The sequence below is a fragment of the Serratia rubidaea genome (genome assembly GCF_016026735.1).
Taxonomy (GTDB): Bacteria; Pseudomonadota; Gammaproteobacteria; order Enterobacterales; family Enterobacteriaceae; genus Serratia_B; species Serratia_B rubidaea.
This window is the reverse complement of the sequence record NZ_CP065640.1, coordinates 709,038-723,981: the sequence shown is the minus strand read 5'-3', so window position 1 is coordinate 723,981 and position 14,944 is coordinate 709,038. Positions and strand designations below refer to the sequence as shown.

The 14,944-nt window shown below is 60.5% G+C and carries 16 protein-coding genes and 1 pseudogene; 12 read left to right on the top strand and 5 right to left on the bottom strand.

All coding sequences use genetic code 11. From position 1 onward, the window contains the following. The first annotated feature begins 4 nt into the window (after nt 1–4). The 3 genes and pseudogenes from I6G83_RS03330 to I6G83_RS23760 form a co-directional block, all read left to right on the top strand. The gene (locus I6G83_RS03330) at nt 5–790 is read left to right on the top strand and encodes a spermidine synthase (protein ID WP_054307770.1); all 786 of its coding nucleotides are present in this window, start codon (nt 5–7) and stop codon (nt 788–790) included. A 65-nt stretch (nt 791–855) separates the two neighbouring features. Then, complete coding sequence (locus I6G83_RS03325) at nt 856–1,050, top strand: ribbon-helix-helix protein, CopG family (protein WP_015673925.1); 195 nt, start codon at nt 856–858, stop codon at nt 1,048–1,050. 343 nt (nt 1,051–1,393) lie between these two features. After that, nucleotides 1,394–1,660, top strand: a pseudogene (locus I6G83_RS23760) (RrF2 family transcriptional regulator); the annotation flags it as partial. 107 nt (nt 1,661–1,767) lie between these two features. Here I6G83_RS23760 and dauA read toward each other — a convergent pair. Then, nucleotides 1,768–3,471: a C4-dicarboxylic acid transporter DauA gene (dauA, locus tag I6G83_RS03315; protein ID WP_054307768.1), complete on the bottom strand. Its 1,704-nt coding sequence runs from the start codon at nt 3,469–3,471 to the stop codon at nt 1,768–1,770. A gap of 254 nt (nt 3,472–3,725) precedes the next feature. On the opposite strand from dauA, the gene I6G83_RS03310 reads away from it, so the two are divergent. Together I6G83_RS03310 and I6G83_RS23700 are read left to right on the top strand one after the other, a co-directional pair. Beyond that, a complete protein-coding gene (locus I6G83_RS03310; protein ID WP_054307767.1) occupies nt 3,726–3,992 on the top strand; it encodes a DUF1883 domain-containing protein in 267 nt (88 codons plus the stop codon). Further along, nucleotides 3,934–4,149, top strand: coding sequence for a YoaK family small membrane protein (locus I6G83_RS23700; RefSeq protein ID WP_371851012.1), 216 nt, complete (start codon nt 3,934–3,936; stop codon nt 4,147–4,149). The genes I6G83_RS03310 and I6G83_RS23700 overlap by 59 nt, the downstream gene beginning before the upstream one ends. A 76-nt stretch (nt 4,150–4,225) precedes the next feature. Here the strand turns inward: I6G83_RS23700 and I6G83_RS03300 are convergent, their stop codons facing one another. Continuing rightward, the gene (locus I6G83_RS03300) at nt 4,226–4,636 is read right to left on the bottom strand and encodes a hypothetical protein (protein WP_054307766.1); all 411 of its coding nucleotides are present in this window, start codon (nt 4,634–4,636) and stop codon (nt 4,226–4,228) included. A gap of 273 nt (nt 4,637–4,909) precedes the next feature. On the opposite strand from I6G83_RS03300, the gene I6G83_RS03295 reads away from it, so the two are divergent. Further along, nucleotides 4,910–5,857: a zinc-dependent alcohol dehydrogenase family protein gene (locus I6G83_RS03295; RefSeq protein WP_054307765.1), complete on the top strand. Its 948-nt coding sequence runs from the start codon at nt 4,910–4,912 to the stop codon at nt 5,855–5,857. Here I6G83_RS03295 and I6G83_RS03290 read toward each other — a convergent pair. Both I6G83_RS03290 and I6G83_RS03285 read right to left on the bottom strand, forming a co-directional pair. Continuing rightward, the gene (locus I6G83_RS03290; RefSeq protein WP_054307773.1) at nt 5,829–6,446 is read right to left on the bottom strand and encodes an FMN-dependent NADH-azoreductase; all 618 of its coding nucleotides are present in this window, start codon (nt 6,444–6,446) and stop codon (nt 5,829–5,831) included. The genes I6G83_RS03295 and I6G83_RS03290 overlap by 29 nt on opposite strands. 55 nt (nt 6,447–6,501) lie before the next feature. Then, nucleotides 6,502–6,936, bottom strand: coding sequence for a carboxymuconolactone decarboxylase family protein (locus I6G83_RS03285; protein ID WP_054307764.1), 435 nt, complete (start codon nt 6,934–6,936; stop codon nt 6,502–6,504). A gap of 110 nt (nt 6,937–7,046) precedes the next feature. Between I6G83_RS03285 and pdxR the strand changes: the two genes are divergently transcribed. The 5 genes from pdxR to I6G83_RS03260 all read left to right on the top strand — a co-directional run bounded on the left by pdxR (nt 7,047) and on the right by I6G83_RS03260 (nt 13,259). Then, on the top strand, nt 7,047–8,459 hold the full coding sequence (pdxR, locus tag I6G83_RS03280; RefSeq protein ID WP_062779251.1) for a MocR-like pyridoxine biosynthesis transcription factor PdxR: 1,413 nt from the start codon (nt 7,047–7,049) through the stop codon (nt 8,457–8,459). A gap of 223 nt (nt 8,460–8,682) precedes the next feature. After that, entirely contained in the window at nt 8,683–9,081 is a 399-nt protein-coding gene (locus I6G83_RS03275; RefSeq protein WP_054305809.1) for a PAS domain-containing protein, read from the top strand. 20 nt (nt 9,082–9,101) lie between these two features. After that, nucleotides 9,102–9,362, top strand: coding sequence for a response regulator transcription factor (locus tag I6G83_RS03270; protein WP_054305810.1), 261 nt, complete (start codon nt 9,102–9,104; stop codon nt 9,360–9,362). A 146-nt stretch (nt 9,363–9,508) separates the two neighbouring features. Beyond that, entirely contained in the window at nt 9,509–11,824 is a 2,316-nt protein-coding gene (locus I6G83_RS03265; protein WP_054305811.1) for an Orn/Lys/Arg family decarboxylase, read from the top strand. 82 nt (nt 11,825–11,906) lie between these two features. After that, the gene (locus I6G83_RS03260; RefSeq protein ID WP_054305812.1) at nt 11,907–13,259 is read left to right on the top strand and encodes an amino acid permease; all 1,353 of its coding nucleotides are present in this window, start codon (nt 11,907–11,909) and stop codon (nt 13,257–13,259) included. Nucleotides 13,260–13,303: 44 nt separating this feature from the next. On the opposite strand, the gene I6G83_RS03255 is transcribed toward I6G83_RS03260, so the two are convergent. Further along, nucleotides 13,304–14,125: an ANT(3'')-I family aminoglycoside adenylyltransferase gene (locus I6G83_RS03255; RefSeq protein ID WP_054305813.1), complete on the bottom strand. Its 822-nt coding sequence runs from the start codon at nt 14,123–14,125 to the stop codon at nt 13,304–13,306. A gap of 360 nt (nt 14,126–14,485) precedes the next feature. Here I6G83_RS03255 and I6G83_RS03250 point away from each other — a divergent pair, with 360 nt between their 5' ends. Further along, nucleotides 14,486–14,926, top strand: a complete 441-nt coding sequence (locus tag I6G83_RS03250; protein WP_054305814.1) for a DUF1090 domain-containing protein — start codon at nt 14,486–14,488, stop codon at nt 14,924–14,926. Nucleotides 14,927–14,944 lie beyond the last annotated feature (18 nt).

The following is a 14,944-nucleotide window of genomic DNA, read 5'->3' as shown; positions in this document are numbered from 1 at the left end:
CCCCGTGACTCGCATTGTTGATGATATTTTGCAAACGCTGCTGGACAGGGATCCGCTGGGGCAGGAGATCCACCGTGAGGCGGATGAATACGGCGATATTATCGTCACCGAACACAAGCAGTATCGCATGCTGCGCTTTGACGAGCTGTATGAGCAGAGCAAGGTGAGCATGCGCGCGCCCGCCTCGCCGATACATCACTATATCAAAGCGATGCTGATGGCGATTGCCTGGCGGGAAGAGGGCGACGTGCTGCTGCTGGGGCTGGGCGGCGGCAGCCTGCTGCGGGCGCTGCACGCTTACGATCCCGAGCGGCGGCTTGATGTGGTGGAACTGCGCTCCCGCGTGCTGGCGGTGGCCCGCAGTTATTTCACGCTGCCGGAGGCCGGCTGCGTGAACTATCACATCGACGACGCCGGCCGCTATCTGCGGCGGGTGCCGATGCGCCGCTACGGGTTTATTTTTTCCGATCTCTATTCGGCGTTCAGCATGTCGCCGCAGCAGGGCACCGAAGCGTTTCTGGAACGCTGCCGCGACGCGCTATGCGACGGCGGCTGGCTGGTGCTCAACTATCTGGAAATGCCGCACAGCCAGACGCTGCTGTACCACGCCCTGTACCGGGTGTTTACCGACGTCTTTTTCTGCGAAACCGGCAGCGGCAACGTGGTGATCTACGCCAGTTACGCAACGAATGCCTACCGGCTGCAGGCGCTGCAGACGCAGGCGCTGCGGCTGAGCCGCGACGGCGTGGCGGAGGTGGGCCATCTGGCGCGCTATCTGACGCGGCTGTAGTTTTCTGGCGAAGTTCGGCAGGGATGGTATTATAATTGGATTATCATAATCAGGATGGTAACACCATGGAAAAGAAGACCGCGCGTTTAACCGTTTTGATCGATCCGGAGAAGAAGAAAGCTCTGGAGACGCTCTGCCAGCAGCAAGATGTTACCCCCTCGCAGGTGGTCCGGCAACTGATCCGGGATTATCTGCAAAAACATCACGTTGACTACCCTTCCCAGACCTCTCAGGCCAATCCCAAGGTCGAGACGCGCTGATTGCCAGGGCAACTACGCCGATTGGCCGGGGACGTTGCGTCCGCCTGCCGCTGTCGGCGCCGTTGCCCCTGCACGTTGTCTGATTATTCCTGCTATTTTCTCCTGATTCGCGTGCGATGGCCGCCGTTTGCCGTTTTTCCGGCACTATCTTCATACTGAAATTTGTTTAAGGATTTTCTTAAAAATCGTCGGGCGGGCCTCAGGCGTTGCGGAATGATTTCGTCTCGTAATATTATCATATTAGTTACATATCATTATAACGTCGTATCCGCTGTTCATCACGTCCCGACCCAAGGAGAGCAGGTTGCAGATAATCTCGCGTAATCGTCATGCCATCATGATCATGCTGTATTTGGCCCGGCATCCGGGACGGGCGGCGTCAACCACGGAGATCGGCGCCGAGCTCGGGATCTCCGTGTCCTATCTGGAACAGTTATTCACCGTGCTGCGGCGCGACGGGCTGGTGCGCAGCGTCCGCGGGCCGGGCGGCGGCTATCTGCTGGTTAAGCCGGCTGATGAAATCACCGTGGCGGAGCTGTTTGTGCCTTTCCGCAAAGACGCCGACGTCAAGCATGAGCTGTCCGCAGCCAGTGCGGAATTTGTCGCGCTGTGGGCGCAGTTCTGCCAGCAGGCCAACCAGTTTTTCAGCACGCTGACCCTGGCGCAGATTGCCGGCGTCGCGTCGGCGGATGGCCGGCTGCCGCATCCTGCCGGCGGCTAGCCGTCGCAGCCAGGAGCCGTGCGGGCGGCCAGCGCCTCCGGCAGCGTTGAGTAGAAGGCTAGCCGGCCGTCAATCGGCCGTATGCGCGCCCGCGCCAGCGTTTTCAGCGGCTGGAAGGGAATATCCGTCACGATCAGCTGCTTACCCGGCGGCAACGCATCAATAAAGCGCTGCAGGGCGCTCAGTCCGCCGGCGTCCAGCACCGGCACCGCATCCCACTGTAGGATCACCGTCTGATACGCGCCGCTGCGCGCCAGCACCTCATCAAACACCCGTTCGGCGGCGGCAAAAAACAGCGGGCCGTTCACGCGCAGCACCAGCGCATCCGCATCGTGGCTGAGCGTGCTCAGGCGCGTCATCCGCGCGATGCGGCGCATAAACAGCAGCGAGGCCAGTACGATGCCGATGGTAATGGCGATCACCATATCGAACAGCACCGTCAGCGCCATGCACAGCAGCATCACGATAATGTCATCCTTGGGCGCCCGGCGCAGCAGATCGACCACCTTATGGGCCTCGCTCATATTCCAGGCGACGAGCAGCAGCAGGGCGGCCATCGCGGCCAGCGGCAGAAAGGAGAGCCAGGGCGCCAGCAGCAGCAGGGCCAGCAGCACCAGCAGCGCGTGGATCACGGCGGCCAGCGGCGAGGTGGCGCCGGCGCGCACGTTGGCCGCCGAGCGGGCGATGGCGGCGGTGGCGGTAATGCCGCCAAAGAACGGCGCGATCAGGTTGCCCAGCCCCTGGCCGAGCAGCTCGCCGTTGGCGCTGTGTTTCTTGCCGGTCATGCCGTCCAGCACCACCGCGCACAGTAAGGATTCGATAGCGCCGAGCATCGCCATGGAGAAGGCGGCGGGAAGTAGGGCGGAAAGCGTCTGCCAGCTCAGCGTCATCGGCCGGCCGTCCGCTGCCGGCAGCGTCCACGGCAGCTGCAGCTGGGGCAAAATGGCGGGAATACCGGCGCCCTGGCTGCCGTCGGCCAGCTGATAGCTGAAGCTGGAGCCGATGGTGGCGACCTGATGGCCGGCCAGGCCAAGCAGCGCCATCACGGCGGCGCCGGCCGCCAACGCCGGCAGGTGGCCGGGCACGCGCAGCCCCAGCCGCGGCCAGACAATCAGCACCAGCAGCGTCACGGCGCCAATCAGCGTATCGCCGATATCCGCCGCGGGCAGCGCCTGCAGCAGGACGCCCAGCTTATCCACATAGCCGGCCGGCAGCGCCGTGAGCGGCAGGCCGAAAAAATCCTTCACCTGCAGCGTGGCGATGGTGATGGCGATCCCTGAGGTGAAGCCGAGCGTAACCGGCAGCGGAATATACTCAATCAGACGGCCGACGCGGGTCAGCCCCATCACCACCAAAAACGCGCCGGAGAGCAGGGTGGCCAGCAGCAGGCCGGCCAGGCCGAACTGCTGCGCCACCGGATACAGGATCACCACAAAGGCGGCCGTCGGCCCCGAGACGCTGTAGCGCGAGCCGCCGGTGACGGCGATCACGATGCCGGCAACCGCCGAGGTGTATAAGCCGTACTGCGGTGGTACGCCGCTGGCGATAGCCAGCGCCATGGCCAGCGGAATGGCGATAATGCCGACGGTGATGCCGGCAATGGCGTCTTTCAGCAGGCGCTGTCGTGAATAGGGTTCCTGCCAGCAGGCGGCGATGAGGGCGCTGAAGGGGCGTACGCGGTTGATCTTGTGTGTATTCATCTCAGGTAATAGCCAAATCAAAAAATAAAACGACATGGCGGGCCGGATGGGGTCCGTCTCGGTTACAGGCGATCGGGTAAATATTCTCCATAATGAAATTAATGTGTTAATTTCATTATAATGTTATTTGCATATTATGCTGCTATCATCAACCTAAGCAGGGGTGAAGTAAAGCGTGAAGCTCGCTCTTGATGCCTATGGACAGGGTAAATAAACCGCCAAGAGGGTCCGTTATTCCTAACTGAGGAAAATATATGGATTTTTTGCATGCGCAGTTACACCTGAAAACGGGCGACGTGGTGGAAGTGCATTGCGACCGCCCGTGCACCATCCTGCTGATGGATGACGCGGCGTTTGCGGGCTATACCCACGGGCAGCCGGGCCGTCACCACGGCGGCCATTGCGACGAACTGCCGGCGCGTTTCACCGCGCCTGCCGACGGCGTATGGCATGTCGTGATTGATGCGGGCCAGTTTAATTCCGCCCTCACCCACAGCATTAATATTTATCCGGTTAATTAGTCGTGCGCCTTCGCACCGCGAGGGCGCTTCCCTTTCCCGTTGCTCTGAGCGTCAGATAATGAAAATTGGTTACCTGTTCCCCGTGGCGATTATTATCGCCGCCGTTGTGTTACTGGCCTGGTTTATTCTCGGAGGGTATGCACTGCCGCAGCGCTGAGGCGGATTGATAATGATTTGTGGGGGAGTGAAGAGGGGATGGGGGGCCGGCTCTTACATATGGCCGGCTTGATGATCTATTGCGAACTGTCTTCGAGCTGTACCGAGACCTCTCTGAAGCCCTCGGGCTTTACTACGCTAACCCGATAGTGGGCGTTGGCAGACATCCAGCACTCACCGGCAACAAGACACTCAGGCTGCCGTTGGTAACCGGCGGCGGTCAGATAATCGCTGATTTGCCGGGTGTCATCGGCGTCGTAAAACGTCACCGTATATATCAGGGCCTGCGGCCCGGATACGTTGGTATAGTCAAATTGATAGTGGTCTGATATACGCGGCATTTTCTTGAGCAGTTCCGGGGTATAAAACGCGTATTCTCTAGTGTCCTGCTCGGTGTATTGCGCGTAGCTGGCGAAATTCATGGTGATTGTGGGCCAATAGTAGGCAAATATGCCAACAACGGCAGCGAAAACTACGAACTTTTTCATGCCTGTTTCCTTCAGTTTTTACTCATCCTTGAACGTTCCTTCCCTGTTGAACAAATTTCCTTCTTACGTTGCGACGGCCTATGCAGCATAGCCGTGCGCTTTTATCTGTGATTCCTTGCGGCTGGAAGGGAAGGTGATTGTCTGTTTTTTGTCCGACATTGACCAGTGCAACATGCCGAACTTGCAGGCTGCGGACAACGCCATTGCCCGGCGGCTTAATCTATGGAAGGATGCGGCGCAACGTGCGGCAGGGCCGCTAACCGAGGGTGAAGAATGATAAACAGCGCGCTGTGGTACCGGGAATTTGGCGCGCCGGAAGCGGTGCTCCGGCTGGAAAACGCGCCGCCGGCCGCGCTGACGGCGGGGAACGTGCGGGTCGCCATGCGGCTCGCGCCGGTGAACGCCTCCGATTTGATTCCGCTGAGCGGCGCCTACCGCCATCGCGTCGTGCCGCCGGCCGTCGCCGGCTATGAGGGCGTCGGCGTGGTGACGGAAACGACGCCGGGGGCGGAGCATCTGCTCGGCAGGCGGGTGCTGCCGCTGCGGGGCGAGGGCACCTGGCAGCGCGTGGTCAGCTGCCCGGCGGCGCTGGCGGTGCCGGTGCCGGACGCGATAACGGACCTGCAGGCGTCCCGCGCCTATATCAATCCGCTGGCGGCGCTGCTGATGCTGGATTTGTATAACCCGGCGGGGCGGCGGGTGCTGCTGACCGCCGCCGGTTCCGACTGCGGCAGGTTGCTCGGCCAGTGGGCGCTGCAGCGCGGCGCGGCAGAGGTGGCGGGCATCTGCCGCTCCCCGGCGCATGCCGACACGCTGGCGGCCTGCGGTATTACCCCGGTGGCGCAGAGCGAGCGGATGCGCATTGACCAGCTGGCCGCCGCGGCGGATATCGTGTTTGACGCCACCGGCGGCGCGCTGGCGCAGCAGCTGCTGGAGGCGATGCGGCCGGACGGGCTGTTTGTCTGTTACGGCCTGCTTTCCGGGCAGCCGTTTACGCTGCAGCGGCGCTATCCAACGGTGCGCTGGTTCCATATCCGCAACTGCCTGGCCGACATCGGCACGGCGCAGTGGCAGGCCCTGTTCGGGCGGATATGGCCGCTGCTGGCGCAAAGCCGCTGCGGTGGGGCGCACATTTATTCGCTGGAGGAGTGGCGGGCGGCGCTGGCGCTGTACCGCCAGCCGGGGCGGCAGGTTAAGCCCGTGATGGATCTGCAGCCGTAAGATTCAGGCTGGCGAGCAGCTGCTCCTGCGCGGCCGCCAGCTGCTCGCGGTCGAGAAACGCCGTCGCCTGCAGCGGGAAAAACTGCAGCGAATGCAGGCCGATGCAGCCGAAGGCGGCGGTGAGATAGGGGGTGAGAAAATCCGGCTGTCTGGCGCGTTCGCCGCTGAATACCCCGCCGGCGGCGATGGCGATATACACCGGCTTGTCCTGCAACAGGCCGATCTTCTCACCGTCGGGGGCGCTGGCGATGGTGCGCCCCATGCGCAGCACCTGATCGAGCCACGCCTTCAGCACCGACGGCACTGTGAAATTGTTCATCGGCGTGCCCAGCACCAGCGCATCCGCCTGCTCCAGCTCCTGAATCAGGGTTTCCGATAGGTGCAGCGCGCCGTCCGCCGCCGGCGTACCGGGCGCGGCCAACGCGTTCGCGTAATCGTCGCCGGCATGGGCTATCGGCGCCAGGCCCAGATCGCGGCGCGTGATGCTAGCGTCAGGGTTGGCGGCCCGCAGCCGCGCCAGCAGGGCGGCGGAAAGCCGGCGGCTGTGCGAATCGCGCCGCGGGCTGCAGTCAATGTGCAGTATATTCATCGTATCCTCTCCCATCGCGGGCGGCAGCGCCCGTTAATCAGCATAGTCGCTGCCGTTACTGACGCATGCCGATCGCCAGGCGGTTAAAGGCGCTCATCAGGGCGATGGCGAAGGTCAGATCGGAAATTTCCACCTCGCTGAAGTGCGCGCGCAGCGGTTCGAAGTCTTCGTCGGGCGCATGGGTGGTGTCCACGTGCGTCAGCGACTCCGTCCAGGCCAGCGCGGCGCGTTCACGGTCGCTGAAGCGTTCGCTGACGCGCCAGCCCGCCAGCCCGTCCAGTTTGGCCTCCGCCATGCCGTCGGCGCGCAGCGCTTTGGCGTGCATCTCCAGACAAAAGGCGCAGCCGTTGATCTGCGACATGCGCAGCCAGACCAGCTCGATCAGCGCTTTGCCCAGAGGGCTGTTTTCCAGCGCGTTTTTGGTGGCGATCAGCCCCTGATAGGCGTCGGGAGAAAGGGTGTTGTACGGCAGGCGTTTTGGTGCGCTCATGGCGGATCTCCTGATAAAAAGTTATCGCTTTATTGCGTAGCCGCTACTGTAAGCGGCTAATGGCCTATAACATAGGTGCAAGAACTGAATAAATTAATGGGACATCCGCGATGGATATACAGCAGCTGCGGCCTGACCAGCAGCACGACGCGCCGCTCTACCTGCAGCTGTACCGGCGCTACCGCGAGGCGATTGCCGCCGGCAAGCTGCGTCCGGGGGACCGCGTGCCGTCGGTGCGCAGCCTCGCCAGCGAACTGAATCTGGCGCGCGGCACGGTAGAGACCGCCTATCAGATGCTGGTGAACGAAGGCTACTTTGTCGCGCGCGGCGCGGCCGGCACCGTGGTGTCGCCGCGTCTGGGCAAGCTGGCCGAACCGCTGGCGGCCTCGGTGCCGCCGGCTGTCGCCTCGCCTCATCCGCACGCCGTCAGCGGCGATGCGCTGTCGTTCCAGATGGGGCTGCCGGCGCTGGACGCCTTTCCGCGCAAGGTCTGGGCGCGTCTGGCGGGACGCTGCCTGCGCACGCTGGAAATGCAGGCGATGTATTACCCCGACCCGGCGGGCTATGGGCCGCTGCGGCACGCCATCGCCGCCTACCTGGGCATTTCGCGCGGCATCGCCTGCTCGTATGAGCAGGTGTTTGTCACTGCCGGCTATCACGGCGCGCTGGAGCTGGTGCGCCACACCCTGCTGCGGGCGGGCGACACCGGCTGGTTCGAGGATCCGGGTTATCTGTTTGCCCGACAGTATCTGGAGCGCGCCGGCCTGCGGCTGGCGGCGGTGCCGGTGGATGAGGAGGGGCTGAACGTGGCCGCCGGTCGCCAATGCGCCGATGACGCGCGCTTCGCGGTAGTGACGCCGACCCACCAAAGCCCGACGGGCGCGGCGCTGTCGCTGCCGCGGCGGCTGGAACTGCTGGAATGGGCGAGCCGCCGTCAGGCGTGGATTATTGAGGACGATTACGACAGCGAATTCCGCTACCACGGCCGGCCGCTGCCGGCGCTGAAAAGTCTGGATCGCGACGGGCGCGTGCTCTATACCGGCACCTTCAGCAAGGTGCTGTTCCCCGGCCTGCGGCTGGCGTATCTGGTGGCGCCGGCCGGGCTGGTCAGCCTCTTCCGGGACAGCGTCAACCATCTGCCCGGCCCCGGCTCGATGCTGCCGCAGGCAATGGTGGCCGATTTTATGGCGCAGGGGCATTTTGGCCGCCACCTGCGCAAGATGCGCGCGCTGTACGCCGCGCGGCGCGGTTATCTGGTCGATGCCCTGCAGCAGACGCTGGGCGAGCGTCTGCATATCCAGCCGCAGGCCGGCGGCATCCACGTCTTGGCGCATCTGCCGGCCGGGCAGGATGATAAAGCGCTGGCCATTGCCGCCGGGGCCGACGGGCTGTCGCTGCAGGCGCTGAGCGACTGGCGCGCCGCGCCGGCGGCGACGGGCGGGTTGCTGATGGGCTTTGCCAATTTCGCTACGGCGGAGGAGGCGACGGCGGCGGTGCAGCGGCTTAAGGCGGTGATGGCGTGAGGTATCGCCGCTTTACCCGGCAGGACGGCGGCCGCCGTTTTGTTTCTTTTGCGTCGTTATCCCGGGAAGGAATAATGACAATGGCCCCGCATGGGTTATTGTTGAATAAAAGATGCTATTGCCGGCATTAATCGCGGCTTTCCTTTTTTTAACGCATAAAAGGTTAATTCACCGCACCTGGCGCTATTTAAATTAATGAAATGATAATCACAGACGTTTCATTATGACACAGGTTGCATTAGGGGCATTAAAAGCAAAGGCGGAGCGGCTCTCCTTGCCGATTCCTGTTGAAATGTTGGCGTCCTGGGAAAATAGCCAAGAGGCGTGGTGTGTAAAAGATATTCACGGGGTCGTGGTTTATCTTAATGATAAATATCAAGAGTTTATCTCTTTGTTGCAGGGGTGCTCGGCGGTGTATCCGCAAGGCGTCAATCAGCATGATGAGCGGGTGTTGCGCGAGGTGAGGACAGTGATTGCCGTTGGCGTCTGTTTTGACCACGGATTGAATCGCTGTTTTCCTTTTTATTGTGAGCGCAGCCCCTATTTTAACCGACTGGCGGAGGTGGCCGGTATTATCAGTCACGTCCGGCCGGTTATTTCTCTTTCTCCCTCTTTTTTTTAAACGCTAACCGTTGGGGCGAAATGAGCGGCCAGAGGCCGAGCGATCTGTTTTCCGCCAAAGAATGGAACATCATTTTCCTATTGCTGCAGGGCTTTTCTGAAAAAGAAATGGCTCAGTGTCTTAATAGAACATTACGCACCATTAAGTTTCATAAGACGAATATATTACAAAAAACCCACTGCGCGCATACGCGGGATTTTGTGCTGCTGGCCCGTCGCCACGGCTGGCAATACTTTATTCCGCCGGTTTTTTTACAGCCTGGCTATTTTATCCGGCCCTGAACGTTTCACGTTGTTCCGGGAAAAAACTGTACCTTTGATACAGTCTGTTTTTTGGCCGCAGCCGTTACTCTGCCGCCTGTCGCCTTGCTGAATGATAAAGGCGCGGGAGCACTATTTTCTTGATGGAATATGTCAGAGGTACGGCTATGAACGATGTTAATAATCAACAGTTTCCCATACTGCTGGTGTCGCTGCATGAAGATGCGTCAGCTGACGATCGTGCGTTGGAGCTGGTGAAGCAGGCGCTCTCTTCACACAACCATTATGTCTTACAGACGGCAGCAACGAACAACCTGCTGGATGTTATCAAACATGAAATCGGCATCGGTTGCGTGATTATTCACGAGTGCGAAAGTGTCGCTGAAGCGGAACGCAACCGTATAATCAGCAGAATTATTCAGGGCATACGCACCTACAACAGCCGCATTCCCATTTTTTTTGCCGCGTCACGGCCGATTCTGGGCCGGCTGCCGACGGAGGTGATCAAAGAGATTCACGAATACATCAATATTTATGAAGACACCGCCAGGTTTATCGCCGGACGTATTCATCTGGCGATTGAGCACTATCGGCGCGGCCTGCTGCCTCCCTATTTTTCCGCGCTGAAGGGCTACGCCAGCGACAGCCCCTACTATTGGGATTGTCCCGGCCATCAGGGCGGCGTAGCGTATCTGAAGCATCCCGTCGGCCGCGAATTTATCAATTTCTTCGGTGAAAATATTATGCGCGCCGATATCGGCATCGCGACGCCGGAAATGGGCGACTGGCTGGAGCACAAGGGGCCGCCGGGCGAGTCTGAGCGCCGGGCCGCCGAGATTTTTGGCGCCGACCGCACGTTTTACGTGACCGGCGGCTCTTCGCAGTCGAACCAGATCGTCGGCCATTCGCTGCCGCTGCACGGCAAAATTGCGCTGGTGGATCGCAACTGCCATAAGTCGGTCAACCATGAGCTGACGGTATGCGGCGCGCATCCGGTCTATTTCCAGCCCGAGCGCAACGGCTACGGCATTATCGGCCTGATCTCGGCCGACCAGTTCAGCGCAGAGTCTATCCGCAACAAAATCAACGGCAGCGCGCTGGCGCTGCGCGCCAGCAGCCCGGACGCCGAGTACGCGGTGATCACCAACTGCACCTACGACGGCCTGATCTATGACGTTGCGGCATTGACGGAAAAGCTGGGCGCATCGACGCCGCGCATTAAATTTGATGAGGCCTGGTACGCCTACGCCCGTTTCCACCCGCTCTACCGGGGACGCTTCGCCATGGATGTGCCGGCCTCGCCCCGGCAGCCGACGCTCTATGCGGTGCAGTCCACCCATAAAATGCTGGCCGCCTTTTCCTCGGCGTCGATGATCCATATCCGTAATTCGCCGCGGGCGCCGGTTGATTATGACGTCTTTAACCAGTCTTTCACCATGCACGGCACCACGTCGCCGTTCTATCCGATCATCGCCTCGATGGACGTGGCGACGGCGATGATGCAGGGCCGTGAAGGGCGGACGCTGCTTAACGGCGCGATTAATGACTCGATTGAGTTCAGGAAAACCCTGGTGACGGTCGGTAATAAAATCAAACAGGATATTCCCGGCGACTGGTTCTTTGACGTCTGGCAGCCGGAGCGGGCAGAGGTGGACGGCGACAGCGTGCCGTTTATCGACGTCCCTACCGAGCAGCTGGCGAACAACGCCGACTACTGGACGCTGAAGGCCGGCGAAGCGTGGCACGGCTTTGGCGAGATGCCGGAAGGTTACGCCATGCTGGATCCGATCAAGGTGACGATCACCTGTCCGGGGCTGAACGCGCAGGGCGACATGAGCGAATTCGGCATTCCCGCGCCGGTGGTGGCTAAATATCTGGATATGCAGCGCATCATTCCGGCCAGAAACGGCGATTACACGCTGCTGATTTTATTCGCTTTGGGATCGACCCAGGGGAAATGGAATACGCTGATCGACTTGCTGATGATGTTCAAACGCTACCATGACGACAATACGTTGCTGCGCGACATATTGCCGGAGGTTTGCCGCAGTGATGAACGTTATACAACCCTGGGGCTGGCCGACCTGTGCCGGGAAATTCATCAGGCCAATGGCGAACTGAATATTGCCCGCCTGTCTGACCGAGCCTGCGCGCTGGCGGCGACGCCGGTGATGACGCCATCGCAGGCCTACCGTCATCTGGTGGAGGACGGCACCGAGCTGGTCGCCGCCGGGGACATTATGGGGCGGGTGGTTGGCGTGATGGTCACCCCTTATCCGCCGGGTATCCCGATGATTATGCCCGGAGAAAAAGTGACGCCGGAGGCCGGCGCCATCGTCGAGTATTTGGTGGCGCTGCAGACCTTCGGCCAGCGTTTCCCCGGCTTTGAGCACGAACTGCAGGGCGTGGAGATCGACGATAACGGCAGGTATTGGGTGCGCTGTATTAAAGAGAGCGCGCTGAATCCTTCGCTGTACGCCTAGTCACCGTCGCTTCGCTATAGCGGGCGCCGCGACGCTCGCTATTGTCCCCCTATTGATGTTCGTCATTCATAAGGAAAATACTATGTCTTCCGTTTCCGCCGCCTCGGTGAAAAAGATGGGGCTGGTTTCTCTTACGCTGGTTACCGCCTCAAATATGATGGGATCCGGCGTATTTATGCTGCCGACCAATCTGGCCGGCATCGGTTCGATCTCGCTGTATGGCTGGGTGATTACGATTATCGGCGTGGTCGCCCTGGCGCTGGTGTTTGCCAAAAACAGCCTGGTGACGCCGCGCAACGGCGGCATTATCGCCTACGCCAACGACGCCTTCGGGCCGTTTATCGGTTTTCAGACCACCATTTGCTACTGGATCAGCGCCTGGGTCGGCAATGTGGCGCTGCTGGTCGCCGGCGTCGGCTATCTGAGCTACTTTTTCCCGCTGCTGCACAATCCGCTGGCTAGCTCCATCACCGCCATCGTGATTTTATGGGGCTTTATCGCCCTGGCGTCGCTGGGGGCGAACGTGGCCGGGCGCTCTCAGTCGTTCACCGCCGGCTGTATGCTGGTGGTGGTGCTGGGCATCGGCTTTATCGGCTGGTTCTGGTTTAAGCCGGTGCTGTTCAGCGAGGTGTACAACAGCACCGGCGGCAGCGACGTCTCCGCCATCTTCTCGGCCGCCTCGCTGGCGCTGTGGGGGTTTTTAGGGGTGGAGTCCGCCGTCGTTTCCACCGGACAGGTGGAGAAGCCCGAGTCGACGGTGCCGAAGGCCACGGTGCTGGGCCTGCTGATTGCCGCGGTGTGCTACGTCAGCAGCTGTACGGTAATTATGGGGCTGGTGCCGCATCAGGCGCTGGTGGGTTCCGCCGCGCCGTTTGCCGACGCCGCGCGCTATATGTTCGGCGCCATGGCGGGGGAGATTGTCTCCGCGCTCAGCATTATTGCCTGTTTCGGCTCTATTTCCGGCTGGCTGATTTTACAGTCAGAGGCGCCGAGAGCCGGCGCGTCCGAGGGGCTGTTCCCGCGCTTCTTCGCCGAGGTGAATAAAAACGACGTGCCGGTGAAAGGGCTGATTTTTACCGGCGTGCTGATGACGGCGGTATTATTAACCACCGCATCGCCGAATTTGGCGAAGCAGTTTCAGGTGATTGTTTTGATGTCGGTGTTCGCGTCGCTGCTGCCGTATATTTATGCGCTGGTGGCGCTGCCGATTATTATGGTGGCCAAACGGCTGAATAAAGGCGGCGGATTTATCTTTTATCTGTTGATGTCGGCGATCGGCATTTTATACAGCCTGTTTGCGCTGTTTGGCTCGGGGGCCAATGCGATGTTCTGGGGCGTATTGATGATGATGCTCACCATACCGCTGTATGCCTTTGTCGCCGCCGCCCGCGCCAAACGGGGCGCCAAGACGCTCTATCTCGACGATCCGCAGTAATCGTCGCCCGTCACCCGTCCCGCTGTTCCGGCGGGTGACGCGGCTCAGTAGGGCGGTGATGCTGAACCGTCCGCTTGTCTGTTGAGCCGCGCGCTAATCTGCGCCTTGGCGTAGCGGACAAAATCTTCGACCGCCGGCATGGCCGCCGCCCAGTCCTGCGTCGCCAGTCCCAGATACTCCTGTCGCGCCGCCTGCAGCGTGGCGGCATGCCCGGCGGGCAGCTGCGGCAGCAGCCAGGCCGCCGCTTCTTCCTTGCCGGTAATCGCCTCATGGACCACGCTGTACCAGATGCGCGCCAGCGTCAGGATAATATTGCGTTCATCCCCCAGCAGGTCCGCGCTTTCCTGCCACAGCGCCAGCGTATCCTGCAAGGTTTGCCGCAGATCGCGCGGCGGCACCGCAGGATACAGCCGTGCCGCCTCATCGCCGACCAGCGCCACGCTGGCGTGACGCGCCTTGGTCAGCAGAATGGCGATATCCGCGTCCTGTTGCGCCGGCTCATAGATCCCCGCCTCAATATCCTCGCGCTGCCATTCACCGAACTGCAGCTCTCTGACCGGCGGGTAGCGCCACGGCACCAGCTGTGCATACACCAGCATGGTGACTTCCAGCGCCCGTCGGCCATCCGCTGCGCCGGGGGGCGCGGACAGCGCCAGCAGCGCCGGCATCAGGCTCGCCCGCAGCGCGTTATCCAGCGGTGCGCGCAGCGTCACCAGCAGATCGAGATCGCTGTAGGGGCGCAGTCCGCTCTCCACGGCGGAGCCGTACAGATGGATCGCCATCAGGTTGCCGCCGAGCCGGCGGGTAAGGAGGTCGACGACGGCGTTGATTTGTTGTCGGGCTGAGTCTGTCAGAGGCGTTGTCATAGGGTGATTCCTGGCGTGTCCGAGCTTGAGTGTAGCGCGATTTTTGCTGTGTATGTCATGGCTGCTTTGCCATGGCATCAGAAATTGCGGAATAGATTAGCAGAATATATATAGCATTATTTTTATAAAAACTAATGCTATTTAATGAAAGGGATAAGTTATTACCTAATGGATATTTATAAATAAGCGTCTGTGGTGTTTGAAGATTTGTGCTCTGGTAGGGGGCGAGGCTTGCGGGGTTAAAATGTCTGCTTTACCATATGAAATCGTATGGCGTTTTTTGAGTGTAAATTAAACGAGTTATTAGAAAAGGATTATTTAACGGATAGCGATTCCGCCGGATATTTAAGGACAAATAATATGAAAAAACTCTCCTCTTTGTTATTGCTGTGCGTCGCCGTGATTTTTTCCTCCAATGCTACGGCGGGGCGCCAGGGCTGTGAAATCAAGAAAAGCAAAATCCGCACCCAGATGGAATACGCCAAACGCTACGGTAACTATAACCGGCTGGCGGGGCTGGAGCGGGCGCTGGCCCGGGTCGAGGCCGCCTGTTCCGACGGTTACAGCGGCGCCAGCTATCGCCTGGATGGCTATAGCGGAGCCAGCCGCCTTGACGGCTACAGCGGGGCCAGTGGGGTCAGCGGCCGTCTGGATAAAATCAGCGGTAAGGAAGACAAGGTAAAACGGCGCGAGCTGGAGCTGGATCGGGCGATCGCCAGCGGCGATATGGAGAAGGTGCGCGACAAGGCGCACAAGCTTAATGAAGCCAAACAGGAGTTGGCGGAAGCGCGGCGCTGGTAATCCGGCGGTAACAATAAA

Bases quoted from the DNA above. Each gene is read 5' to 3' on its own strand.
- I6G83_RS03325 (WP_015673925.1), top strand. From the start codon at position 856: ATGGAAAAGAAGACCGCGCGTTTAACCGTTTTGATCGATCCGGAGAAG.
- dauA (WP_054307768.1), bottom strand. From the start codon at position 3,471: ATGAATACACACAAGATCAACCGCGTACGCCCCTTCAGCGCCCTCATC.
- I6G83_RS03310 (WP_054307767.1), top strand. From the start codon at position 3,726: ATGGATTTTTTGCATGCGCAGTTACACCTGAAAACGGGCGACGTGGTG.
- I6G83_RS23700 (WP_371851012.1), top strand. From the start codon at position 3,934: ATGCGGGCCAGTTTAATTCCGCCCTCACCCACAGCATTAATATTTATC.
- I6G83_RS03300 (WP_054307766.1), bottom strand. From the start codon at position 4,636: ATGAAAAAGTTCGTAGTTTTCGCTGCCGTTGTTGGCATATTTGCCTAC.
- I6G83_RS03295 (WP_054307765.1), top strand. From the start codon at position 4,910: ATGATAAACAGCGCGCTGTGGTACCGGGAATTTGGCGCGCCGGAAGCG.
- I6G83_RS03290 (WP_054307773.1), bottom strand. From the start codon at position 6,446: ATGAATATACTGCACATTGACTGCAGCCCGCGGCGCGATTCGCACAGC.
- I6G83_RS03285 (WP_054307764.1), bottom strand. From the start codon at position 6,936: ATGAGCGCACCAAAACGCCTGCCGTACAACACCCTTTCTCCCGACGCC.
- pdxR (WP_062779251.1), top strand. From the start codon at position 7,047: ATGGATATACAGCAGCTGCGGCCTGACCAGCAGCACGACGCGCCGCTC.
- I6G83_RS03275 (WP_054305809.1), top strand. From the start codon at position 8,683: ATGACACAGGTTGCATTAGGGGCATTAAAAGCAAAGGCGGAGCGGCTC.
- I6G83_RS03270 (WP_054305810.1), top strand. From the start codon at position 9,102: ATGAGCGGCCAGAGGCCGAGCGATCTGTTTTCCGCCAAAGAATGGAAC.
- I6G83_RS03265 (WP_054305811.1), top strand. From the start codon at position 9,509: ATGAACGATGTTAATAATCAACAGTTTCCCATACTGCTGGTGTCGCTG.
- I6G83_RS03260 (WP_054305812.1), top strand. From the start codon at position 11,907: ATGTCTTCCGTTTCCGCCGCCTCGGTGAAAAAGATGGGGCTGGTTTCT.
- I6G83_RS03255 (WP_054305813.1), bottom strand. From the start codon at position 14,125: ATGACAACGCCTCTGACAGACTCAGCCCGACAACAAATCAACGCCGTC.
- I6G83_RS03250 (WP_054305814.1), top strand. From the start codon at position 14,486: ATGAAAAAACTCTCCTCTTTGTTATTGCTGTGCGTCGCCGTGATTTTT.